This window comes from Nostoc sp. DSM 114159 (assembly GCF_053470285.1).
Genome location: NZ_JBPFEH010000001.1, coordinates 1,302,792 through 1,325,105, shown reverse-complemented (window position 1 = coordinate 1,325,105; position 22,314 = coordinate 1,302,792). Strand labels below are relative to the sequence as shown.

The window sequence follows — 22,314 nt, the reverse complement described above, 5'->3', positions numbered from 1 at the left end:
CTTATCAGCTGTATATGTTTTCTGAAGTTAAAAAATGTCTCATGTTAGCCGTACCTTTGGCAGTGGCACAACTGGCTCAATCTGCAACTGGTTTTGTCGATACGGTAATGATGGGCTGGTTGGGAAGTCAAACCATTGCATCTGGAGGTTTGGGAACTGCTATCTTTACTTTTTGTCTGTTGATTGTTGCTGGTATCGTTTCTGCTGTCAGTCCGTTAGCTGCCCAAGCATACGGAGCCGGAAATAGAGAAAAAGTTGGCACAATTGTCCGGCTTGGACTAGGGATATCTCTGGTGCTAGGAATACCAATTACATTGCTGCTTTACAATGGAGGTGCTTTACTACTTTTACTAGGACAGGATGCTAACACAGTAGCACTAGCAGAGATTTTTTTAAGAGCGATCGCACTGGGTTTTATTCCTGGTTTGGGCTTTGCAGTACTTAAAAGTTTTCTTTCTGCTCTGTTGCAACCGCAATTAGTGATAGTGACTGTGGTTTTGGGTACTCTGTTCAACATCACAGCTAACTATGTGCTGATGTTTGGCAAACTGGGATTCCCGGCGCTGGGTTTAGCTGGTATCGGTTGGGCAAGCACGTTTTCACTTTGGAGTATGTTTGTTGGTTTGACAGTTTATATATGTAATCAGCCTCGCTTTGCAGTTTACGGTATTTTTCGACCTTCGTCTCACGAAGCCTTTCCTCTAGAGCATCGCCGGATCGTTGGCGAGATTTTTCAGGTTGGATTGCCCATCGGGGGGCTGATTGCGGTTGAAGCCGGACTGTTCACCGTTGTCACTTTATTGATTGGACAATTGGGAACAAATGCTCTGGCTGCCCATCAAATTGCTTTACAAACAATTTCGATGTCATTCCAGATGGCACTAGGCATTTCTCTAGCGACAACAATTCGTGTTGGACTGTTAGCCGGACAGAATGACCTAGTTGGCACTCGTCTAGCTGGATATGTAGGCATTGCCATTGCAGCTTTAGCTATGGGTGTAGTAGCCATTGCATTTTGGCTAGTACCAAAGTCGATTATTTCTCTTTATATTGACATCAACAATCAGAACAATGCAGATGTGGTTGCCCTCGCGGTGAAATTGCTAGCAGTCGCGGCAATTTTTCAAATAGTTGACGGCGTGCAAGTTACTGCCGCAGGAGCATTACGCGGACTCAAAGACACTCGAATCCCAATGTTAATTGGCATTTTTGCTTATTGGTGTGTTGGTTTATGCACTGGTTATACTTTTGGGATCTCGTTGGGGTCTGGAGCTATTGGTCTTTGGTGGGGATTGGCTATTGGTTTAGCCAGCGCTGCAATCATCCTAACTTGGCGGTTTAGCACCAGGAAAACTAATAACTATTGAAGAAGTTAGGGGTTAGGAGTTAGGAGTTAGGAGTTAGGAGTCAGAATTCTGTTTTGATAAACACAGATAAAGTTAAAGGCAAAAGTCCTCAAGCAACTAAATTATAGTAAATTAGGTTGAATGAAACAACAAATCTCAGGTAACGGATTAACTAAATTTCAAGTACTGATTATGGCGATCGCATCTGGGGTGTGTGTTGCTAACGTTTATTATAATCAGCCAATTCTCAAAGATATTGCATCTTCCTTTCAAGTTAGCGAAAGTGAAGCGGGTAGCATATCTGTGCTTTCGCAAGTTGGTTACGGTTTTGGGCTTTTCTTTTTAATCCCCTTGGGCGATAAAATCAACAAAAAAACATTAATTCTTTCCTTGCTTATATGTTTGTTTTGTTTGTTGATAGCCATGACGTTTTCACAAAATATCGTCCAGGTTTGGATATTGAGCATAGCAATTGGAATTACAACAGTCTCCGCTCAGGTTATTCTGCCCTTAGCAGCAAGTATCGATAGAGTAACTACAGGACAAACTGTCGGCAGTATTTTTACTGGTATATTGATTGGAGTTTTAGGAGCAAGGGTTTTTAGTGGATATATTGCTGAAAGTTTGAGTTGGCGTTATGTATATGGATTTTCAGGAGTAATGATTTTAATTGTTACTGTCTTGCTAAAGATTTACTTGCCTTATGTAAATAATGAGTACACTGGAGATTATTTTGATTTATTAAAATCAACGCTGCAACAATTAAAACGTTTTTCTTTATTGAGAGAAGCATCTTTAATTGGGGGATTAATGTTTGGTGTTTTTTGCTCATTTTGGACAACGTTGACTTTCCATTTAAGCGGAGCGCCTTTTAATTTTCAATCTGACACAATTGGGATGTATGGCTTTGTGGCGATCGCTGGTGCATTAATGGCACCAATTTTTGGTAAATTAGCCGATAGAGGTAATTCCCAACGTTCCTTAACTATTTCTGCATCTCTGGTGATTGCAAGTTTAGTAATTGCTAAAATTGCTTCTAGTTCAGCGCTGGCGATCGCTGTTGCTGTATTGTTACTAGATGTAGGCGTACAGGCAATTCAAGTCACCAATGTGGCAAGAATATACACTCTTGATGCTCAATCGAATAGTCGCATCAACACAGTGTACATGACTACCTATTTTATCGGTGGTGCTGTAGGTACTAGCATTGGTCTATTATGCTGGGATTTTGGGGGCTGGAATTTGGTGACTTGGCAGATGTTAGTTTTTACTTTGCTTGGATTTATTGTTATAGTCAGACCCAAAATCACTACAGCAAGCATAAATAAAAAATAATCATGGCGATGCTGTAAAATCTGCGATTCAAGACTCAGATTTTACCCTAGCATTGCTTTTTGCCAAATTTTCTAGTGGGATGGGTGTCCCCACCCGTCCCAGATTTAGGGCGCTCATGTTGCCCACCCCACAAGATGGGTAATTTATTTCTTGTAATTCCCGATAACAACGTAGATTACGGAGTCACCTTGTTTTCTCTTCACCACTTTAGAGTGTCAAGAAAGGTTGTGATTTTAGTCTACATAATCTGTTGGTAATTGCGAATCAGGAGTGTTATTTGAAACTATTGGACGGCTACCATCTATCTCTAGGGAATCCTGAACTTTAAATTTACTCTTGGCGATGGGACGTTGACCATCTATGTCAAGAATTTCCTCAACTTCTATATCACTAGGGTCAATTGGACGCTCACCGTCTACAGGTAGCGTCTCATGTTCTTCAAAATTACTCTTAGCGATCGGGCGTTGACCGTCTATATTAATTGTTCGATCGCTATGATTTTTATCTTTCGCAATTGGGCGTTGACCATCTATATCAATTGTTTCCTCAATCTGAATGTTACTTGGATCGACTGGACGATGACCATCTACATTAATTGTTTTAGTTGACTTTTGAGGTTTATTAGATAATGAAGTTATATTAGTTTCATCCACTTTTTTATCCCGATTTAAATTATTATTACTCTCATTTTTGTTTTTGTTATCCATGTTTTTTATTGTTATTTTAAACTATTTATCTGCTATAGATATCATTTTAAAAACTGTTTATTTCTCTAGCTAAAGAGACTAATTTGAGTCAATAGCAGGAAAATTTGTTTCTATAAAAATATACTGAAGTAGAATCAAAAAATCCTCTACCACAGCACAGAATATATCTCTAACTTTAGAGGTATTTTTCATCTTTCAAAAAATACTTAATTAAATTGCTGGAGGAATGTGAGATTCTATAACTGGTAGGAGCCATCTTTTAGGGTCTTTTTTGTGCTTTCACGCAAACATCTAAATATTTTTATGCAAGTCGTCTAGTACAACAAAGCAAAAGTAAAAAGTCAAAAGTAAAAAGAAAGAATTCTTATGCTGCAAGCTTTTTACCTATTTCAAACGGTATCCCTATTTCCGCCGCTTTGTACTAGTTTCATTTTCATCCCAAATCAATATCGGTGCTATAACAACCCAGGAAACTTATTCTTATAGTGTAAATACAAAGCAGTTTTTTGTATTTTTTTATACTATTAAGTAGCAGTAAAAACCCTCGTATTGAATCATATAAAATTCTCAGTAGTTATAACAAATTATACATAAACTTTATAAAAATATTGACAAAGTATTTTTATTTTGCCAAAACATTTATATCAACAATCAGCTATTAGCAATCATTACGTCATTTTCTAACTAAGGGAGAATGCATACCGCATTTTCACTTAATTTTATACTGCTTAGTTTTATTTACTAAGTATTATCTCTAAATTTATTCCTTTACCAATGAGACTATATGAGCATTCGTTTTTTCCATATTCCTTTAAAGAAAATAATCCACTTTTCTATGCTCGCTCTAGCTACGACTGTAGCACTTACAACCGTTGAACCTAGTCGCAGTAGTACTACATCTGGGTATCAATGGAATCAAGTCTCTATAGGAGGAGGAGGCTATGTTACCAATATTTATCTGCATCCTTTAGAGAAGAATTTAGCCTACATTAGAACCGATATAGGTGGCTTCTATCGTTGGAATTCGTTAGAGAAGAGATGGATTCCATTAATAGATCACTTTGGTTCTGATAAAAGTAACTACTATGGCGGAGAAGGATTAGCGCTTGACCCGAACAATCCAAATGTTGTCTATATTGCAGCAGGCAAATATACTGGGGCTGGCTTAGGAACAATCTTCAAATCGACCAATAAAGGTCAAACCTGGAACAAACTGAACATAGATTTGCCAATGGGTGGCAACGAAACTAAGCGATGGACGGGGGAAAGACTGGGAGTTAATCCATTTAATTCTAATATCATCTTCTTTGGTTCGCGTTTGGATGGGCTATGGAAGTCGGTGAATGCTGGTCAAACATGGAAAAAAGTAAGTTCTTTCTCTGGAAAACCTAATGCATCCATTGGTATTACAGGAATTTTGTTTAGCAAAAAGAATGCTGGCTTGGTTTATGCAAATGCCTATGGAGACGGAATATATAAGTCTAGCGATACAGGTGTTACCTGGAGCAGAATAGCCGGAAGCCCATCAAAAGTAAATCGAATGGTGCTTAATAGCAATGGAGTGCTGTATGTAACGCACACTTCAGGAGTTAGCAAATATGCAAATGGGGCTTGGAGCAATATTACACCGACTAACATCAAAACTATTTCATTTAATGGCCTTTCTGTAGATCCTAATAACTCCGATCGCGTTTTAGTTACTTATGACCAATACCATGAAAGTACTAATTACTCTAGAGTCTTTCAATCTACTGATGGTGGCGCTACATGGCAACAGAAAAGCCATTCATTGAATCCTCAAGTACCTTGGTGGCCAAACTGGTATTTTGCTTCTGCGGCCTCAGCGATTGAATTTGACCCAAATATTGCTGGCAAAATTTGGTTAACAGACTGGTATGGAACTTGGCAGACAGACAATATCAATGCTAACAAGCCTATGTGGTCTAACTATGAAAAAGGACATGAGGAAACAGTTGCTTTTGAACTTATCTCACCTCCAAAAGGCTCACTATTGTTAAGCGGTTTGGCTGATGTAGAAGGCTTTAACCACGGCCAGAAATTAGATACTTACCCATCTACTCAATTGGGTGGTAGTAACGGCCCTTGGTATCAAGAAACATACAGCATTGCCTACAGTGAAAAAGATCCCTTACGTATGGTACGTGTTGGCGGACATCGAGGGTTCAACACCTTTACAGGAGGAACTTCCACAGATGGCGGACATACCTGGAAGAACTTTTCCTCATTTCCGCAGAACATTATGCCACTACGGGTAGCTATGTCTGCAACTAATCCAAGTTTGTTTGTAGCGATCGCCAGCGAGAAACAACCTATACGTACAACTAACGGTGGAGTTTCTTGGAGTGGAGTATCAGGTTTACCCAACGGGCCCAAGGGACCGTGGTATTGGGGTCAACCATTGGCATCAGACAAAGTAAATGGCAATATTTTTTACTACTACAACGATGGCAAAGTCTACCGCAGTCAGGATGGAGCTGCATACTTCAGTCTTGTCAACTCAACACTTCCTAGCGAAGATTGGTCTATGCTCAAAACAGTTCCAGGGGTGAGTAACGAAGTTTGGATAAGTCTCAATTCAAATGGACTTTATCGTTCAACCAACGGTGGTACGAAGTTTGCCAAAATCGCTGGTGTGGAGAAAGCTTATTTATTTGCCTTTGGCAAACCACAAACAGGAAGTACAATTCCAGCACTATATTTATATGGCAAAATCATCGGTATGGGAGGAGGAATTTTCCGTTCTTTGGATAGAGGGCAAACATGGACAAACATTTCTAATCCTCTATATCCCATCGGCAATGTCCCGAACGTGATGGAAGCTAGCAGACAGCAATTTGGACTAGTCTTCATTGGCACCGACGGTAAAGGAATCTACTATGGAAAACCAAATTAATATAGATACATTGCATTCCCTACAGAATTGGATGTCACTACCTGGGTATCGCTGTTGTCGCAAGAAGTTATAAGTTTAAGATAACGTAGACGCTTTGGCTTGCCGCAGGCTACCGCAAAGGAAGAGAGATGAGAAGAGAAGAGTTTGATGTGGGTGAGTATGTCGATCTGATGAGGTTGTTGTTGGATTTAAAGATCGAAGATGAGTATCGTGATGGTGTGGTGGCAAATTTTGAGAGAATTAGAGCGATCGCTAATTTGGTAAATTCTTTCGCTTTACCAGAGGAAATTGAAGTTGCACCAGTTTTTGAACCATAATTGCTTCGAGAATAGCTATGTTGATGTTTTAGTGAAGTAAAAATTATTGCTGACTGCTATTACTCAAAAAGCTAAACGTGCTATCTCTTAATATTTCAGCATGAATTTTGATTCAGCCGATGCCATAACAATATCAACTGCTGTACGCGAAGGTAGAACTAGCGCTGTGGAGGTTACGAAAGCTGCGTTAACACGAATAGCAACGCGAAATCATCTATTCAACTGTTTTACCACTATAACTGCTGAGACAGCTTTAACAGATGCAGCACTAATTGACAGGGAAATTGCCCAAGGGAATAATCCGGGAATGCTGGCTGGTGTGCCTTTTGCGGTGAAAAATCTCTTTGATATCGCTGGTTTAACAACTCTGGCGGGATCGAAAATTAATGCAAAAAATCCAGCCGCAAGCCTTGATGCAACAGCTATAGCGAAGTTGAAGCAAGCGGGTGCTATTTTGCTTGGTGCTTTGAATATGGATGAGTACGCTTATGGGTTTGTAACAGAAAACTCCCATTACGGTGCTACTCACAACCCCCATGATTTACAGCGAGTTGCTGGTGGTTCATCGGGTGGTTCGGCGGCGGCGGTTGCGGCTGGGTTAGTACCGCTGACGCTGGGTTCTGATACTAATGGTTCAATTCGCGTTCCGGCGGCGTTGTGTGGCGTTTTTGGTTTCAAGCCAACTTATGGAAGATTATCTCGTGCTGGAGTAGCTTTATTTTCTAGTAGTTTTGACCATGTTGGCCCTTTTGCGCGTTCGGTGCAGGATATCGCTACGGTGTTTGATGTGCTTCAGGGAGAAGACGATCGCGATCCCATTTGTACAAAGCGTCTACCTGAATTATGTTTACCACAACTCAAACAAGATATTTCTGGTATCAGAATTGCGATTGCAGCTGATTATTTTACCAAAGGTGCAGAAACGGCAGCTTTAGCAGCAGTGCAAAAAGTAGCTGATGCAATAGAAGTCACTGAATACGTAATCATACCAGAAGCACACCGCGCCCGTGCGGCAGCCTTTGTAATTACAGCTAGCGAGGGCGCAAATCTGCATTTGGATAAGTTGCGATCGCATCCTGAAGATTTTGATTTCGCTACACGCGATCGTTTTTTGGCTGGGGCGTTAATTCCTAGTAGCTGGTATCTCCAAGCACAACGGTTTAGAAGATGGTATCGTGATCGCGTTCGGGAAGTTTTTCAAAATGTCGATGTCATTCTTGCCCCAACTACACCAATTTCTGCGCCATTAATTGGTCAACAAACCATGATTTTGGATGGCGAAGAAATTCTTGTCCGTCCTCATTTAGGGCTATTTACTCAACCATTATCTTTTATTGGTTTACCCGTTTTATCAGTACCAATTCAGTGCCAAAATGCATTACCTTTAGGTGTGCAATTGATTGCAGCACCATATAATGAAGCGTTAATTTTACGGGTTGCGGCTGCGTTAGAGGCAAAGGGTGTAGTTTCAGCACCAGTAATTTTAACGTGAGTTCGACGGCTCTAAAAACCCCATTTTCATTCCTCTCCCCCACTCTTCGAGAGGCTTTGAAAACCTAATTTTTTCGTTGTCAACTAAGAATATTTCTGCCCCTCTCCGCCTCGGAGAGGGGTTGGGGAGAGGTTCATCGAACTCACGTTAATTTTAAACGCTCTTAACTCAGAGGTTGTTTGAAAAATCTAATTTATTACATCACAAAAACGCGAGAAATCCATCACAAAGACGCGATAAATCGCCGTCTATACAATTATTAGTGTGCTGCTAATTCTTTGAAAATAATTGTTTTGTTTTCACGCACCACTTAATCCTGGTTATATCCCCGAAAAGACTTAGTATCAAACATCCTCTAACTTAATTGATTGCGAAACTTATTAATACTAATAGTTAATAACACAACAGCAATACTAAGCAATGCCAGAATATGCATCCATAACACATCTAAACCAACTCCTTTAAGTAAAATTCCTCGAACAATGGCAATGTAATGACGTAAGGGATTTAGTAGAGATAGGACTTGAAAAAAGGGGGGCATGGCTTCAATAGGGGCAAGCACCCCAGAAGTCTGCAATATCGGCATATTGACGAAAAATGACATCAATACCACCTGTTGTTGCGAACTGGAAAACATCGCCAACATAATACCTATACTGATCCCAACCAGCAAATAGATAATTGACAGCCCAAAAAATAGTAGAAAATTTCCACGCAACGGTAAACCAAAGACCAGTTGTCCTAAAGTCAAAGCTAGCAGAATATCTCCCATGAGCAAAAACGCTAAAGGCAAAATTTTGGAAAGCAAAATTTCCCAGTTTGCGGCTGGTGTCATAAGTAATTGCTCCAAAGTTCCGCTATCTTTCTCTCGTACAACAACGACTGATGAAACTAGTGTTCCAACAAGCGTTAACACTAAACCCATGACTCCTGGCACAAAATACCAGCTACTTATTAGTCCTGGATTATATAAAAATACCACTTGAAATGATATCGAAAAATTCAGTTGGGTTTGCCCAAAGTTACGATTATAATTTTGAATAATCTGAGTCATGTAGCCATTGGCAATGCCTGCTGCGTTTGCATCCACTCCATCAATGAATACTTGAATCTCAGCTTCTTTTGTTGCCAGCTTTCTAGGAAATTCTGGTGGAATAATCACCCCTAGATTGAGTTTACCTTCTTCTACTTGACGGCTCAAATCTTTCTCAGATGTTGGTACAGATTCGATGCTAAAAATACTATTAGAGGTCATTGCTTGAACAAGTTCCCGACTAGCACTTACATTCGCATAATCAATGACACCCAATTTTAAATTATGTACATCGGGATTAAGTGCAAATCCATAAAGTAATAATTGCATCGTTGGTGGTACAATCAACAGAATAATTAACTGCTTATCTCGTAAGATTTGATTGATTTCTTTGCGAAGTAATGCCCAAAACGAGCTATTAAATAGTCGTGAAACAAACATATTGGTTAATAGCTGCAACATCTAGAATAATACAGTTTAATAAGGTAATTGCATCTTACCTAAAGCACGGCGTGTTATATTAAAAAACACCAATCCAAAAACAATTAGTACGATTAAATCAAACCAAACTCCTGCCCATCCAATACCCCTAACAAAGGAATCACGAGTGATATCTATAAAATAGCGGGCGGGAATTATGTTAGGCATAAGTGACAGGGGAAAGGGAATGTTGCTAATAGGATAAATAAAACCAGAGAGTAATAAAGAGGTAACAAAACCAATCACAGAGACACTTTGTACAGCAGCATTTTGGTTACTGCTTCGTACTCCAAATAGCAAACCAAATAAAACACTGTCTGTAAGAAAAAGGAGAGTTCCTATTAACAAGGTGATAGAATTGCCTACTAAGCTAACCTGGAAAATTAGCGAACCTAGACCCATGACTGTGAATGCTTGAAGGATAGCTATCACTAGGTAAGCTAGTCCTTTACCAAGTAACAGTTCAGTTGCACTTATACTAGAAGCGTAAAGTTGTAAGATGGTGCCTTTCTCCTTTTCTCTCACCATTGAAATCGCTGTCAGTAAAGAGGGAAAGATCCATAAAACCACAGCGTAGACTCCCGGTACAATATACAGAGACTCTAACCGACCGGGGTTAAACCATAAACGAATTCGAGGTGTGACGCTGTTATTAGATGTTATCAGTCCTTGCTCCTGCATAAAAAAATTCGTCACTCTCTGAATGCTATTTTTTATGACACGAGCATTATTGACATCTGTACCATCAATCAGTACTTGCAGCGTAGTATTTTTACCAGCTTGCACATCTCGGCTGAATTGAGGAGGGATAATGACTGCTGCCTTGGCAATGCCACGGTCGATAGCATCCCGCACCGGATCGTTTCCCGACCATTGGGTGGGCATAAACTGATTGGTGGCGTATAGTCGCTCAATATAGCTATTGCTAATGTTTGTGCGGTTAAAATCTTGCACGATTAAGGGAATATTTTTACTTTCTAACCGGATTGCAAACCCAAAAATGAGTAACGTTATAAATGGCAGTATAAATGCTAACGCTAATGTCAGGCGATCGCGCTGAAACTGTACTAGTTCTTTGGTAAACTGAGCAAAAATCCGTTTCATAAAAGCTATGCTAATTTCATTCTGAATTCTGACTCCTGACTCCTGAATTCTTACATTATCCCTAACTAAGACAATACGATATGTGTTGTCACCAGAGCTAAGATAAATACAAAATCAACTGCCGAACCAACTAGAGAACCAAAAAACTTTGTCGGTAAAGCATTGCCAAACAACATTACCACTGTTCCCACAAACATCCAAGGCCATTGGATTTCACGCCAAATGTAGAATCCTGCCACACCAACTAACAAAGCGATTAAAATTGTCAAAATTGGCGCTTGACTTTTTTTCGGTTTATATCGCAGACTGCCAGCAACGTTTATTGGTGCTAGTTCCAAGTGCTTAAGATTAGTAAACAATCCCAATCCAATCAAACCAAATGTAATCGTCCAGCAACCAGAGAACAAAATCGGTTTACTTGCCCAGAATACACCAGCAGCACTAGCTAGTCTAATGGCTACTACCACCAACAATGGAATCAATAAATCATGTAATAAGAAGCGCAGACGATTAAGAAATTTTAGGAAATTACCTTCATTAATTAAACGACCTAGCGAAATAATCAGATTGTCATAGGTCATTCCAGCTACCACTAATAGCAGCAATAATATGTTGGCATGGTGTGAGTGTTGCCATAAACTTATGCTCCATGTAGCTAAGAGCAAATTAGCTACCGTATAGAGTGGATATAAGATAGCCCCCATAATTTAATTCCTAGTATTTTTAGAGAACGAAAGTTTAGATTACAAATTTAACTTCTATATATTCTTAATTCGGTTCAGCTAATCAACTGAAGCTTTTAAGAAATTAGGTATGAGCTAATAATTACCATCTGGAACAAGCAATGTTTTATACTTTATCATCACTCGATTTGAAATAGTGTAAAGAAATAATTCGTTTTTGATTTTTAAATAACTCTGTAAAAAATTAATTCCAATGTTGAATTAGCATCAAAAAATAAGATGAAATACAATTGATTTAACCTCAAATCTTGAACTTTTCGTCTAAAAGCGTGCTTTTTCAGGTCAAGGTGAAAATTGCACAAGATATAAGTCGGGCTAGGGCAAACACATCTAAATAAACGTCAAGTCGATGAACCTCTCCACAACCCCTTTCCGACGCAAAGAGAGGCAGAAATATTCTTCGTTTCCAATGAGAAAATCATGATTTCAAAGCCTCTCGAAGACTGGGGGAAAGGAATGGAAGCGGGATTTTTTAGATCCGTCAAATTTACGTTAAATAAAATTTCAAAGCCTTGACTGAAATGAACATATACTTGCATTGCACAATTAGCGACATTATAAGCACGACGTTAAAAAATGAAGGGCTAGAGTAAAACTTTAACTCCAGCCCTAAATATACAGCTTTAGGTAATGCCTAAAGCATTAATTTGTCTAAGTGGGTGAAGTCACACCAAAGGTGGCTGATCCAAAATCTAAGCGGAAATTGTTTACCGTACCTTGAAGGACACTTTGACTGGTTCCATTGGCAAGCGAGCTTCCACCATTAGTAAAACCTATGAATGTTTGTGAGGTTGCTGCAGTAATTTGAACACCAGCTGCACCCCAATGAACAGCGTCCAAATCTGTAGCTGATACTTCTTCAAGCAAGCTAGATTGTAATTCAGCGATTTTGATATTAGCCATAATTTCCTCTTTGAGTTTTCTTGGTAGTACGTTGACGTATCTTATTTACTATGCTTCTAAAATTTTCCCTGATGACTCTTAAGAAGGGAAAGACCGTGAGAAAGCATCAGCATTAAAAGTAATAGTGAAAGATGGCGATCCAACCCCTGCTTGAATGCTACCAACTGCTCGAGTATCGTTCGTAATCCTTCCCGATCCAACATTTATACCTGTGGCAAGAGAAGTTCCACCTGTAGTCACTTGGAAATCATTGCCTCCTCCATTAATTAACCGTAAATCGGCATCAGAAAGTTTCTCGAATTGGCTTTCTGGCTGCAATTCAGATATTTTTATCGTAGCCATAGATTCTATCTATTCAAAAGAGATGAATTGAAATTTGTGCTGTGTATGTTTGAATTTGCAAACATAACTCTAACGGTCAGAGTACTTCCGTTAAATTCTATTACAAAACTTGAAAAAGCTTTAGGTAATGTCTAAAGCATTAAGTTGTCTAAGTGGGTAAAGTAATACCTTGGGCTGCTGATCCAAACGTTACGAAGGCATTTCCTAGTTGACCATTAGCGAAAGTAAAACTGCTTGAATTGCTAATCGTTGATCCACCACTAGCAAAACCTAAGACACCTCCTGAGGTTCCTCCAACAGCTTGAATACCAGGTGCACCCCCATGAACAGCGTCCAAATCTGTAGCTGATACTTCTTCAAGCAAGCTAGATTGTAATTCAGCGATTTTGATATTAGCCATAATTTCCTCTTTGAGTTTTCTTGGTAGTACGTTGACGTATCTTATTTACTATGCTTCTAAAATTTTCCCTGATGACTCTTAAGAAGGGAAAGACCGTGAGAAAGCATCAGCATTAAAAGTAATAGTGAAAGATGGCGATCCAACCCCTGCTTGAATGCTACCAACTGCTCGAGTATCGTTCGTAATCCTTCCCGATCCAACATTTATACCTGTGGCAAGAGAAGTTCCACCTGTAGTCACTTGGAAATCATTGCCTCCTCCATTAATTAACCGTAAATCGGCATCAGAAAGTCTCTTGAATTGGCTTTCTGGCTGCAATTCAGATATTTTTATCGTAGCCATAGATTCTATCTATTCAAAAGGGATTAATTGAAATTTGAACTGCTTTAGTTCAACACAATAACTATTAAACAATTCAGATAATTTTGCAACACTTCTTTCCTTAACTTTTGTAAATTTATTTTTGATATATTTGCTAAAAAACAACAATTTAGATGGAGTATAACGCCACCCAAATTGTTGTTTTAGTTTTTAATTATCAGAATAATTAATATCTAAATTAGAACTGGGTTGATAATTCACTTTTAAAGGAATTATCTTGAACACCAGCACTTTCCACACCATGATTGATCGAAACAAAATTCAGGAGACAGGAGTCAGAATACCCTTCTTGTATTCTGATCGAAAAAGCGGATAGCGCAGCGTAAAGCCTGCGGCATAGCAACTCTTAGAGACGCTACGCGTAGCTTGCTTTTCTGCAAGAGTACCCTTAGAGCGAATCCGCGAACGTCTGAATAAGCGGGTTTAAGACTCCCACAAAATTGTAGATTTAGTAGTCTTCCCTACGGAAAGCTACGCCAACAATTAGTTGCGGGTCTGAACCCCCAAATGAATTGATTATGATTTCTGAATTCTTATTTAACTAAAAGTGCTTAAAGCAAAAGCAAACACTTAAAGCCAAAGTGCCAAACAAGCGAGTTGTTATTTTATTTGACTATAGAGTTAGCTCGACTTTATCCATTTTTAGCAAAGTGAATATTATCCCTGAAATCTTTGTGCAAAAGTAGTTTTACTTTTTTAACTTCATCAGTAATCTGTGATGTTGAAAAAGTATTTGCCAAAAAGCCAGGGTTTTTGCTGGATAAGGAAAACCAGATTTTTAATTTTGGATAAAGTCGAGTTTAGAGTATGTTTGAATTTGCAAACATACTCTAACGCTCAGAGTACTTCCGTTAAATTCTATTGCGAAACTTGAAAAAAGGTCTTTGAGGCTAACGTCGTGTTAGTTTTTCTTAGATGGTTTTACTATTGCTTGAATTAAAGTTCCAGCCGTTACTATTTTATTACCGGCAGGGTCTAGAGATATTGAAGAAGTACTAAGACTTCTAGCATCTATAGTAGCTCCTGTGTCGTCGTAAGCAGCGAATGAGCCAGTTGTGAACGCTATAATCGTAGTACCAGCGCCTACAACTAAGTTTTCGGCTTTCTCATCATTTAGAGATTCTAAATAACTCTGCTGGCAGTCTAAATCACGAATTTTAAGCATACTTCTCCCTTGTTAACTTCCTGTTTACCTTTGATTAACTTCCTATTTAGGATTATTCTCTAAGTACAATCTCTTGATTGCTTTTTCGTGCCACAAAAAAGAATAGCACTATTAGAAATTAATAAATAGTAGTTTTACATAAAATTTTTGCATATCATCCATAAAAAAGCTCGTCCTGTCAAGCTGTTTACCTCATTTTGTCTTTAGAGGTTGTTTAAAAAGTCTTTTGCTGTGACTGATTTTAGGTACTTTCAAATCCTCTGTATCCTAGTCATAGAGACCTTTTAGCGCACAATCGCAATAAGTTTACCAATATGAGATTAGAGAAATCATTAAGAAGTTGCAATGGAAGCATTACTACTTATGCGAAGAATATTTAGTTGCTTTTCAGGCGATTTTAAGAACAGTAGTGGTTCGCGAATATCATTCGCGAACCGTAAATAGATAAAATGATTTTTCGATTTCAGGTATTAACAAGCGAGTCTGTTATCACACACAAAAATACTGTGCCTATTCTCCGTTGGTATATATATCGTTGGCAGATAGAAGAGTATTATCAAATTCTGAAATCTGGCTGCAAAGCCGCAAAGCGATCGCTTGATGGGTGAGAGATATCTTTGATGATAGGTTTTTCGACTCTAATTGCCGCACAACTATTAAGAATGACTTATTTATAGCGTTCAACTATTAAGAACGACTTATTTGTATTGAACTAAACTACAAATTGTTTGCTCGTAGATGTAAAATAAATCACAGATGTATCTGCTGCTTGAAAATACACCTCCAAAGCAAAAATAATGTTGGATTGACTACTATTGATTGGACAATACGCGCAATAGTGTGGGTGGGATAATACTTAGAATATATAAAAAATAGTGTAATTAAGATACAAGTTTGGTGAAGAGGTTAGTTAGAGTTGGAAACCTTGTACCAAACTTGTTTGTTGTATTCTTTACTACATTTTGTTGCACTATTTATTACATTTTGTTGTATTGTTTATTACATTGTGAAATCAATGATTTAATTTTAATTGTTTAAAAGCTTTGTAAAGCCAAGAATGGTTTGTATAAATTATTCGCGAACCGTAGAATTTTTGTTTTATGCCTAATAACTCAAAACCCTCGCCCCAAGAAGATTTATATGCACGCATAAATTGCGTAGTTCAAGCTAAAGAGCATCTTGAGAAAGAAATCCAAGCAATAAGTGCAAGTGCTTCGGAAGAAGTAGCTGCATCTTCCTGTTGGATTGTTCGCTATCTTGCTAAAGGCAGGAAGTCTGTATATTGGTATTATAAATTACATGCTAGTATGGCAATATTTCCAACAAAGACTGATGGTAAGAGTTCTCGTTACAAGCATTTAGGTAAAGCTGGTAGTCAAGCATACCTGGATGCTGTAGAACAAATTTTTCTCAAAGCCAAAATCGAAGCATTAGATCGTTCAATTAAAACTTTAGACCAGGGTTTGAAAGATTTAATCGAAGAAACTTCTAAATACAACAAAGATTAGTAGTGGGTTTACGAATAATGTACCCGCGAACTACTCTCGCTTCTTATATCCTGTGAAAAGTCAGGAGTAATAACGAATAGCGTACTCCTACGGTGAAACAAGCTACGCACAGCATCTCGTTGGCGCAGCCTTTCATAGAGAAGAGAAGAAAGAAATATTTAACTAAACTGTATTGTACTATACTTCATCAAAAGCACCTGGATAAACAACCTTGCCTTGATACTGCTTTTGATAGTTTTGCAGTGCTTTCACCATGAAAAATTCCTCTGGTACTGGAAAGGGAGACTCGATTTCATAAACAACAGAAGGCTGAAAACCAAAGCGAGTATAGAAGTGGGGATGACCTAGTACAATTACTATGGCTTCTTTGTTTGCCTCTGCTATTTCTAACCCTGCTTTTATGAGTGCGCTGCCAATTCCTTGTCTTTGAAACTGTGGACGAACTGCTAAAGGCGCTAAACCGAGAACCTGGAGTATTTCTTCACCCACTAGATCGATGTAGCTGAACAAAATATGACCGACTACAATATTTTCAACCTCTGCAACTAGAGAAAGTTCTGAAATATAACGGTCAGAATTGCGAATTTTTTCTACAAGTTTAGCTTCGTTTTCCTGCCCAAAGGCTAATGTATTTACCTCAGCTATTGCTGTGTAGTCTGACAAAGTTTCACAATGAATATCGATCATTTTAAGAGGTTGTTTTAAAAGTGGTATGTTGTGATTTTAATCGAATTATTACTCCCTTTAATTTCCCCTTATAAATCTACCGTGTATACACAAGTCGAATTACCCCCCTTAATCCCCCCTTATAAAGGGGGGAAAAAGAAATCTGGTTCCCTCGCCAATATATCGGGGAGTACTTGATTAACTAATGTAGGCGGCTTAAAAGTTGAGTGTAAATGTCTCAATTTTATCAAAAGATTATAGTTATTTTGAGGGATTTGCTAATGCGATCGCAGAATTTTTTGGTCAGGCTCCAAAATGAACAATTCTATTTCTGCTTTATGTCAATAGGCTATCAGAAGGAATGAAAAAATGCCTTTAGAGAGAATCAGCAAACAATGAGAGTGTGGTAATCTCCAGTTCAATATTTCTTTGGCTGCATAGTATCACTTCACTGAAAAACTGGAGGTAGGGAACAGAATGGAAATTGATTTTACAACTATTTTAGGACTAGTAGCAGGAGTACTGACTACACTTGCATATCTCCCTCAACTTATTAAAACTTGGCAGTCCAAATCAGCCAATGACCTTTCTTGGAGTATGTTAATTATTCTTTGTGTAGGTATTATTTTATGGTTGATTTATGGTTTTTCTGTTCATGATATTCCTTTGATTGCTGCTAACATTGTTACCTTACTTATTGCATCGGTGATTTTAGTGCTGAAGATTAGGTACAGCTCAGGTACAGATGAAGAAGGCAAGAAACAGGAAGCACAAGGCAGAACCGAAACCACATAGATTAAGAGTTGAAAGCAGGAAACAAAAGTCAAATGCCAAGGGTAGAGACGCGATTAATCGCGTCTCACAAGAATCATTTTGCAGAAATGGGGAAAAGGGTAAGGGGTATGGTTCGACAAGCTCACCAACCAGGGGAAAGCGGCTCATAAAAACCATGAATCCCTTTAACATGAGTCTCTTTCCCCCCTCTTGCAAAAGTTACTTTTGCAAGAGGTCTAGTCTCTACCTGGATAATTTTAAGCAAAGTTTATACCTCCGCTAAATAATTGCATAAAAATACACAAGTTATGACAATTACTAAAGTTGATTTCGCGCTTTGAGTTGCAGATATCGCTCAACTAACCGATCGGCAATTTGATTTGCTGGTGCATCTAGAACCAATACACCTTTTTGTTTCAATTGGGCATAAGCTACTTGTCTTTGCATTAATAAATCTAGTGCTACTGCACGGGTATAAGCACCTGCAACATCATCTGTAAAGGTGTGTGCTAGACGATCGATTTGTGGATCTCGCAAAGTCACGCAAAATGGAAGGTAGCGGGGTGCTAACTTGGAGAGTGCAGCTAGGAGTTCTGTAGAGGCAGTAACATCAACTAAATCGGTAATCACTACTACCAGCGCCCTCCGAGTTTGTCGCTGCACAACATTTGTTACCGCCCCCAAATAATCAGATTCAAATAATACCGGTTGAATTGGAGTTAAACGATCGATTAACTGATTCAAATGATGTTGACCGCGTTCTGGGGGAATCCACGTATGCATTTGGCGGTCAAATACACCAATACCGACGCGATCGCCTCGATGTAAACCTGCCAAAGCTAAGGATAAAGTTGCATTCAATCCCCAATCAAATCGCTGCAAATTCTGCACTTTTGCTGTCATCAGCCGACCGCGATCGAGTAAAATCAGTAACGTTTGTTCCTGTTCTGGTTCTAGAACCCTGACCAGTGGCATGGCATTACCATAAGCCCCAACCCGACGGGCAGTAGCTTTCCAATCAATAAACCGCAAATCGTCACCCGTGCGATAGTTTCGCAGTTCGGCAAACTCTGTACCAATACCAGTTTTGCGAGATTGGCGCATCGCTCCTGATGATTGCAGTGTCAGACGAATGGTCAGCGATCGCAATCCCACTAAATCAGGATAAACTTTCACTGGCAGACTTTGGGGAATTTGCCAATCATCCCAAGCTAGTCCCCAAAGCCCCAGTTGTCGGACTTGAATATTTCCCCAAGGAAACTCTCCCCGTTGTGTTGGGTGGACGGTATACGTTAATTCCTCAGTGCTGTTACTGGGAATAATGGCGCCCAGTGCAGGTGCAGACACGCCAAATCCTGTTGGGTAATAGTCGCGGATTTCAATTTGGGCGTCGGTATTTTGTGATGTTACCTTTAGCACTACGGGATTATCTCGCCCAATGGATAATCGTGACGGTAATTCGCGGGTAATTTGCACGCGAGAACGCCGCACCCGCAAACCATCTGCAACCATCAGTCCGAGAATGATGGCATTAAATAGCACAGTTATGGCGATAGTTGCTTTAATGCTGATAAATAAGGATAGGATCGGGGCGATCGCTATACCCAAAACTAATAATAAATAAACTCGTTTGGAAGGAACCATTTTTTAAAGTGAGAAGTTAATAGCTAGGTATAAGGTGAATTCAATGTAACCGAAATAAGAAGACTTGCTAAATTATTTTATTTTTTACTTGTAGAAAAATAACTACCTAATGTACTATTTTTTTGGGTAAAGTAGCAAATTATATTTTGGACGGGTGTATGAGAATCTTGCTAATCGAAGATGAAGAAATTTTAGCAAGTGTCTTGTTGAAGTCTCTGACTAAGCAACACTATGTTGTTGATGTCGTACAAGACGGACAAATGGGTTGGGAATACACGCAAAGTACGAACTATGACCTGTTATTAATAGATGTAGGATTACCAAAACTAGACGGAATTACATTGTGTCAGCGATTGCGTTCTGGTGGCTGCTTCACTCCGATTCTTTTAATGACGGCGAGAGATGGTAGTAAAGAGCGAATTCAGGGACTTGATGCAGGTGCAGACGATTATCTAATCAAACCTTTAGATTTAGAAGAACTGCAAGCACGGATACGAGCGTTGATCCGTCGAGGCGATCGCCCCTGTACTCCTATACTGGAAGTAGGCGCACTACGACTAGATCCCAGCAGTTGCGAAGTCACTTATAACAACAAACTCCTGGAATTAACAGCCAAAGAATATAGTTTGCTGGAGCTATTTTTACGGAATCCGTCGCGTGTTTTTAGTCGGGGGGATATCATTGAGCATTTGTGGACTTTTGACGACCCACCCCAAGAGGAAACTGTAAAATCTCACATCAAATACTTACGACAAAAGTTAAAAGCAGCCGGAGCAGTAGACTGGATTGAAAATGTTTATGGTTTGGGATATCGGCTGAATCCTGGTGCTGAGAAAGGCAGGGGGGCAGCACTTCGGCTCATTTCGGCTACGCTCAATGACCAACGCTCAGTGACCGGGGAGCAGGGGGCAGGGGGGCAGGGAGCAGGGAGCAGGGAGCAGGGGGAGAAAGAAAAATTGCAAGTTGTAAGTCCTCAAGTTGAGGAGCAGTTTCAGCAAGCGATGGGTGGCTTGTGGAAGCAATATCAAGGATTGATGGTGCAGCGATTGGCGGTGCTGGAAGAGTTAGCAGCTGCGCTTTCTAAGGAAACTCTGACTGGGGAGTTACGTAAATCGGGAGAACGAGAGGCGCACAAATTAGCTGGTGTCTTGGGAATGTTTGAGCAAGACAATGGCACTCTGCTAGCGCGGCAAATTGAACAGATTTTAGGGAAAGATGGTGATTTGTCAGTAAGTGAAAAGCGGCAATTGCTGACGCTGATTGAAGGTTTGGGTAACATCATTAATCTGATGGGGCAAAATGTAGACGATCAAACTTCAGCTGCGATCGCACCAGAAATTAGTACCCGATTGATATTAATTGACCCGAATCTGCAACTAGGTTCTCAGTTGCAACAACTGGTTGAGTGCATGGGAATATGCTGGCAGCAAATTAGCAACTTAGAGGATGCAAAAAACTTTCTCCAAACCACATCACCAGATTTAGTAGTGCTAAATATAGATGATATCGGCTGGCGTAAAGAAAGTTTGGCACTACTTTCGGATTTAGCAACGCGTACCCCACCCGTACCTGTTCTGGTGCTAGCTGCAACTGATGAGTTAGTAGAACGCGTAACTTTTGCTCAGTACGGGGCGCGGGGTTTTTTGGTCAAGCCTGTAACAGCTGCTCAAGTCTGGGATGTTTCGTCCCAAATATTACAGCGTACTCGTTCTTTGCGGGTAAATATACTGGCAGTAGATGACGATCCGCTGATTTTAGCAGCACTGCGCCCAATGTTAGAGCCGTGGGGTATGCGGATGACAGGATTAGAAAATCCGCTACGTTTCTGGGAAGTATTGCAATCTACTAAACCGGATTTGTTGATTTTGGATGTGGAAATGCCTCATATAAATGGTATCGAACTTTGCCGAGCAGTTCGTACCGATCCCCAATGGCAGGAATTACCGATTGTGTTTCTGACTGCTCACCGAGAGATGGAAACTGTGCAGCAAGTGTTTGCTGTTGGGGGAGATGATTATGTGATTAAACCTGTTGTCGGTGCAGAACTATTGGCACGCATTACCCATCGCTTAGAACGCAGTCGTTTACTACAATCGCTTTCTACTAAAGATCCCTTAACTGGACTAGCAAATCAGTTTCAGTCTAACCGCGACTTGCAGCACCTAATTGCTCAAGCCGAGAAAAATCAGCAATCTGTTTGTTTGGCGATTTTAAGCGTGACTGATTTGCGTCAAATTAATATTAAGTATGGTCATCAGGCTGGAAATCAGGTATTGCAAAGATGGAGTCGTTTATTCCAATCGGCATTTTGCAGTGGTGAAGTACTAGGTTATTGGGGTAATGGTGAATTTGTCGTGGGAGTTTCTGGGTTAACAAAAACAGAAGTAAACCATCGCCTCAGTGAGATTTTAACTACTCTGCGCCAGCAAATATTCACAGCCTTCGATGGCGATCGCTTTCAGGTAATATGTAATTTCACTGTAGCCGAATACCCGAATGATGGACTAACGATACAATCTTTATACCAAGTAGCCGCTAGGCGTAATATCATGTTCGGTTAAAGATTTATCATTAAGACGGCAGGGAGCAGGGAGCAGGGGGCAGGGAGCATCTCGTTCCCATGCTCTGCATGGGAATGCCCCTCCTTGAGGCTCTGCCTCCAGTATGGTATTGAGTCAGAGACTCAATGAATGCATTCCCAGTCTGAGACTGGGAACGAGGAAACCGAAAACCGCTATATTTTGAAATGCCTACACATTTGTTACTTTGGCGATCGCATTTGTTACTTTTGCGAACGCAATTGCTGATTTGGCGTTCGCAATTGTTGATTTGGAGTTCGCAATTGCTGATTTGGCGTTCGCAATTGTTGATTTGGCGTTCGCAATTGCTGATTTGGCGTTCGCAATTGCTGATTTGGCGTTCGCAATTGCTGATTTGGCGATCGCAATTGTTGATTTGGCGATCGCAATTGCTGATTTAGCGATCGCATTTTTGTAAAATGAAGAAAATATGTAGTTTTGCTGTAGTCGAATATTTCAGTCAGAGACTAACGATACAATC

Annotated in this window: 21 protein-coding genes; 9 read left to right on the top strand and 12 right to left on the bottom strand. The window is 39.8% G+C overall.

What is annotated here, in order from left to right; all coding sequences use genetic code 11:
* Positions 1-41: 41 nt before the first annotated feature.
* Together ACR5KR_RS05200 and ACR5KR_RS05195 are read left to right on the top strand one after the other, a co-directional pair.
* Positions 42-1,367 (top strand): MATE family efflux transporter, encoded by a 1,326-nt coding sequence (locus ACR5KR_RS05200; RefSeq protein ID WP_448265726.1) that lies wholly within the window; start codon positions 42-44, stop codon positions 1,365-1,367.
* A gap of 120 nt (positions 1,368-1,487) precedes the next feature.
* The gene (locus tag ACR5KR_RS05195; protein WP_445627478.1) at positions 1,488-2,681 is read left to right on the top strand and encodes an MFS transporter; all 1,194 of its coding nucleotides are present in this window, start codon (positions 1,488-1,490) and stop codon (positions 2,679-2,681) included.
* A 233-nt stretch (positions 2,682-2,914) separates the two neighbouring features.
* On the opposite strand, the gene ACR5KR_RS05190 is transcribed toward ACR5KR_RS05195, so the two are convergent.
* Positions 2,915-3,388: a hypothetical protein gene (locus ACR5KR_RS05190; RefSeq protein WP_448265725.1), complete on the bottom strand. Its 474-nt coding sequence runs from the start codon at positions 3,386-3,388 to the stop codon at positions 2,915-2,917.
* Between the two features lie 784 nt (positions 3,389-4,172).
* On the opposite strand from ACR5KR_RS05190, the gene ACR5KR_RS05185 reads away from it, so the two are divergent.
* The 3 genes from ACR5KR_RS05185 (at position 4,173) to ACR5KR_RS05175 (ending at position 8,111) form a co-directional block, all read left to right on the top strand.
* Positions 4,173-6,302 (top strand): hypothetical protein, encoded by a 2,130-nt coding sequence (locus ACR5KR_RS05185; RefSeq protein ID WP_448265724.1) that lies wholly within the window; start codon positions 4,173-4,175, stop codon positions 6,300-6,302.
* A gap of 128 nt (positions 6,303-6,430) precedes the next feature.
* A complete protein-coding gene (locus tag ACR5KR_RS05180) occupies positions 6,431-6,619 on the top strand; it encodes a DUF4089 domain-containing protein (protein ID WP_448265723.1) in 189 nt (62 codons plus the stop codon).
* 100 nt (positions 6,620-6,719) lie between these two features.
* Positions 6,720-8,111 (top strand): AtzE family amidohydrolase, encoded by a 1,392-nt coding sequence (locus tag ACR5KR_RS05175; RefSeq protein WP_448265722.1) that lies wholly within the window; start codon positions 6,720-6,722, stop codon positions 8,109-8,111.
* Positions 8,112-8,466: 355 nt separating this feature from the next.
* Here the strand turns inward: ACR5KR_RS05175 and ACR5KR_RS05170 are convergent, their stop codons facing one another.
* The 8 genes from ACR5KR_RS05170 to ACR5KR_RS05135 form a co-directional block, all read right to left on the bottom strand.
* The gene (locus ACR5KR_RS05170; protein WP_448265721.1) at positions 8,467-9,585 is read right to left on the bottom strand and encodes an ABC transporter permease; all 1,119 of its coding nucleotides are present in this window, start codon (positions 9,583-9,585) and stop codon (positions 8,467-8,469) included.
* Positions 9,586-9,621: 36 nt separating this feature from the next.
* On the bottom strand, positions 9,622-10,728 hold the full coding sequence (locus ACR5KR_RS05165; RefSeq protein ID WP_448265720.1) for an ABC transporter permease: 1,107 nt from the start codon (positions 10,726-10,728) through the stop codon (positions 9,622-9,624).
* Positions 10,729-10,793: 65 nt separating this feature from the next.
* Complete coding sequence (locus ACR5KR_RS05160; protein WP_445627485.1) at positions 10,794-11,432, bottom strand: hypothetical protein; 639 nt, start codon at positions 11,430-11,432, stop codon at positions 10,794-10,796.
* A gap of 690 nt (positions 11,433-12,122) precedes the next feature.
* Positions 12,123-12,374 carry a hypothetical protein gene (locus ACR5KR_RS05155; RefSeq protein WP_445627486.1) on the bottom strand — a complete coding sequence of 84 codons (252 nt, stop codon included), beginning with the start codon at positions 12,372-12,374 and terminating at the stop codon, positions 12,123-12,125.
* A 78-nt stretch (positions 12,375-12,452) separates the two neighbouring features.
* A complete protein-coding gene (locus ACR5KR_RS05150) occupies positions 12,453-12,716 on the bottom strand; it encodes a hypothetical protein (RefSeq protein ID WP_445627487.1) in 264 nt (87 codons plus the stop codon).
* A 148-nt stretch (positions 12,717-12,864) separates the two neighbouring features.
* Positions 12,865-13,116 (bottom strand): hypothetical protein, encoded by a 252-nt coding sequence (locus ACR5KR_RS05145; protein WP_445627488.1) that lies wholly within the window; start codon positions 13,114-13,116, stop codon positions 12,865-12,867.
* Positions 13,117-13,194: 78 nt separating this feature from the next.
* Positions 13,195-13,458 (bottom strand): hypothetical protein, encoded by a 264-nt coding sequence (locus ACR5KR_RS05140; RefSeq protein WP_445627489.1) that lies wholly within the window; start codon positions 13,456-13,458, stop codon positions 13,195-13,197.
* Between the two features lie 940 nt (positions 13,459-14,398).
* A complete protein-coding gene (locus ACR5KR_RS05135; RefSeq protein ID WP_445627490.1) occupies positions 14,399-14,662 on the bottom strand; it encodes a hypothetical protein in 264 nt (87 codons plus the stop codon).
* 449 nt (positions 14,663-15,111) lie between these two features.
* Between ACR5KR_RS05135 and ACR5KR_RS05130 the strand changes: the two genes are divergently transcribed.
* Positions 15,112-15,270, top strand: coding sequence for a hypothetical protein (locus ACR5KR_RS05130; protein ID WP_445627491.1), 159 nt, complete (start codon positions 15,112-15,114; stop codon positions 15,268-15,270).
* A 492-nt stretch (positions 15,271-15,762) separates the two neighbouring features.
* Entirely contained in the window at positions 15,763-16,170 is a 408-nt protein-coding gene (locus ACR5KR_RS05125) for a hypothetical protein (protein ID WP_448265719.1), read from the top strand.
* 177 nt (positions 16,171-16,347) lie between these two features.
* Here ACR5KR_RS05125 and ACR5KR_RS05120 read toward each other — a convergent pair whose 3' ends face one another.
* Positions 16,348-16,857 carry a GNAT family N-acetyltransferase gene (locus tag ACR5KR_RS05120; RefSeq protein WP_448265718.1) on the bottom strand — a complete coding sequence of 170 codons (510 nt, stop codon included), beginning with the start codon at positions 16,855-16,857 and terminating at the stop codon, positions 16,348-16,350.
* A 456-nt stretch (positions 16,858-17,313) separates the two neighbouring features.
* Here ACR5KR_RS05120 and ACR5KR_RS05115 point away from each other — a divergent pair, with 456 nt between their 5' ends.
* Complete coding sequence (locus tag ACR5KR_RS05115) at positions 17,314-17,631, top strand: SemiSWEET family sugar transporter (RefSeq protein WP_445627494.1); 318 nt, start codon at positions 17,314-17,316, stop codon at positions 17,629-17,631.
* A 297-nt stretch (positions 17,632-17,928) separates the two neighbouring features.
* Here ACR5KR_RS05115 and ACR5KR_RS05110 read toward each other — a convergent pair whose 3' ends face one another.
* Positions 17,929-19,254 carry a DUF58 domain-containing protein gene (locus ACR5KR_RS05110; RefSeq protein ID WP_448265717.1) on the bottom strand — a complete coding sequence of 442 codons (1,326 nt, stop codon included), beginning with the start codon at positions 19,252-19,254 and terminating at the stop codon, positions 17,929-17,931.
* 158 nt (positions 19,255-19,412) lie between these two features.
* Here ACR5KR_RS05110 and ACR5KR_RS05105 point away from each other — a divergent pair, with 158 nt between their 5' ends.
* Positions 19,413-21,815, top strand: a complete 2,403-nt coding sequence (locus ACR5KR_RS05105) for a response regulator (protein WP_448265716.1) — start codon at positions 19,413-19,415, stop codon at positions 21,813-21,815.
* 221 nt (positions 21,816-22,036) lie between these two features.
* Here ACR5KR_RS05105 and ACR5KR_RS05100 read toward each other — a convergent pair whose 3' ends face one another.
* A complete protein-coding gene (locus ACR5KR_RS05100) occupies positions 22,037-22,243 on the bottom strand; it encodes a hypothetical protein (protein WP_448265715.1) in 207 nt (68 codons plus the stop codon).
* Between the last annotated feature and the right edge of the window lie 71 nt (positions 22,244-22,314).

Coding starts and splice junctions, on each gene's coding strand:
- ACR5KR_RS05160 (WP_445627485.1), bottom strand. CDS start 11,432: ATGGGGGCTATCTTATATCCACTCTATACGGTAGCTAATTTGCTCTTA.
- ACR5KR_RS05100 (WP_448265715.1), bottom strand. CDS start 22,243: ATGCGATCGCTAAATCAGCAATTGCGATCGCCAAATCAACAATTGCGA.
- ACR5KR_RS05105 (WP_448265716.1), top strand. CDS start 19,413: ATGAGAATCTTGCTAATCGAAGATGAAGAAATTTTAGCAAGTGTCTTG.
- ACR5KR_RS05110 (WP_448265717.1), bottom strand. CDS start 19,254: ATGGTTCCTTCCAAACGAGTTTATTTATTATTAGTTTTGGGTATAGCG.
- ACR5KR_RS05120 (WP_448265718.1), bottom strand. CDS start 16,857: ATGATCGATATTCATTGTGAAACTTTGTCAGACTACACAGCAATAGCT.
- ACR5KR_RS05170 (WP_448265721.1), bottom strand. CDS start 9,585: ATGTTTGTTTCACGACTATTTAATAGCTCGTTTTGGGCATTACTTCGC.
- ACR5KR_RS05165 (WP_448265720.1), bottom strand. CDS start 10,728: ATGAAACGGATTTTTGCTCAGTTTACCAAAGAACTAGTACAGTTTCAG.
- ACR5KR_RS05150 (WP_445627487.1), bottom strand. CDS start 12,716: ATGGCTACGATAAAAATATCTGAATTGCAGCCAGAAAGCCAATTCGAG.
- ACR5KR_RS05190 (WP_448265725.1), bottom strand. CDS start 3,388: ATGGATAACAAAAACAAAAATGAGAGTAATAATAATTTAAATCGGGAT.
- ACR5KR_RS05200 (WP_448265726.1), top strand. CDS start 42: ATGTTAGCCGTACCTTTGGCAGTGGCACAACTGGCTCAATCTGCAACT.
- ACR5KR_RS05155 (WP_445627486.1), bottom strand. CDS start 12,374: ATGGCTAATATCAAAATCGCTGAATTACAATCTAGCTTGCTTGAAGAA.
- ACR5KR_RS05140 (WP_445627489.1), bottom strand. CDS start 13,458: ATGGCTACGATAAAAATATCTGAATTGCAGCCAGAAAGCCAATTCAAG.
- ACR5KR_RS05175 (WP_448265722.1), top strand. CDS start 6,720: ATGAATTTTGATTCAGCCGATGCCATAACAATATCAACTGCTGTACGC.
- ACR5KR_RS05180 (WP_448265723.1), top strand. CDS start 6,431: ATGAGAAGAGAAGAGTTTGATGTGGGTGAGTATGTCGATCTGATGAGG.
- ACR5KR_RS05135 (WP_445627490.1), bottom strand. CDS start 14,662: ATGCTTAAAATTCGTGATTTAGACTGCCAGCAGAGTTATTTAGAATCT.
- ACR5KR_RS05125 (WP_448265719.1), top strand. CDS start 15,763: ATGCCTAATAACTCAAAACCCTCGCCCCAAGAAGATTTATATGCACGC.
- ACR5KR_RS05195 (WP_445627478.1), top strand. CDS start 1,488: ATGAAACAACAAATCTCAGGTAACGGATTAACTAAATTTCAAGTACTG.
- ACR5KR_RS05145 (WP_445627488.1), bottom strand. CDS start 13,116: ATGGCTAATATCAAAATCGCTGAATTACAATCTAGCTTGCTTGAAGAA.
- ACR5KR_RS05130 (WP_445627491.1), top strand. CDS start 15,112: ATGATTTTTCGATTTCAGGTATTAACAAGCGAGTCTGTTATCACACAC.
- ACR5KR_RS05115 (WP_445627494.1), top strand. CDS start 17,314: ATGGAAATTGATTTTACAACTATTTTAGGACTAGTAGCAGGAGTACTG.
- ACR5KR_RS05185 (WP_448265724.1), top strand. CDS start 4,173: ATGAGCATTCGTTTTTTCCATATTCCTTTAAAGAAAATAATCCACTTT.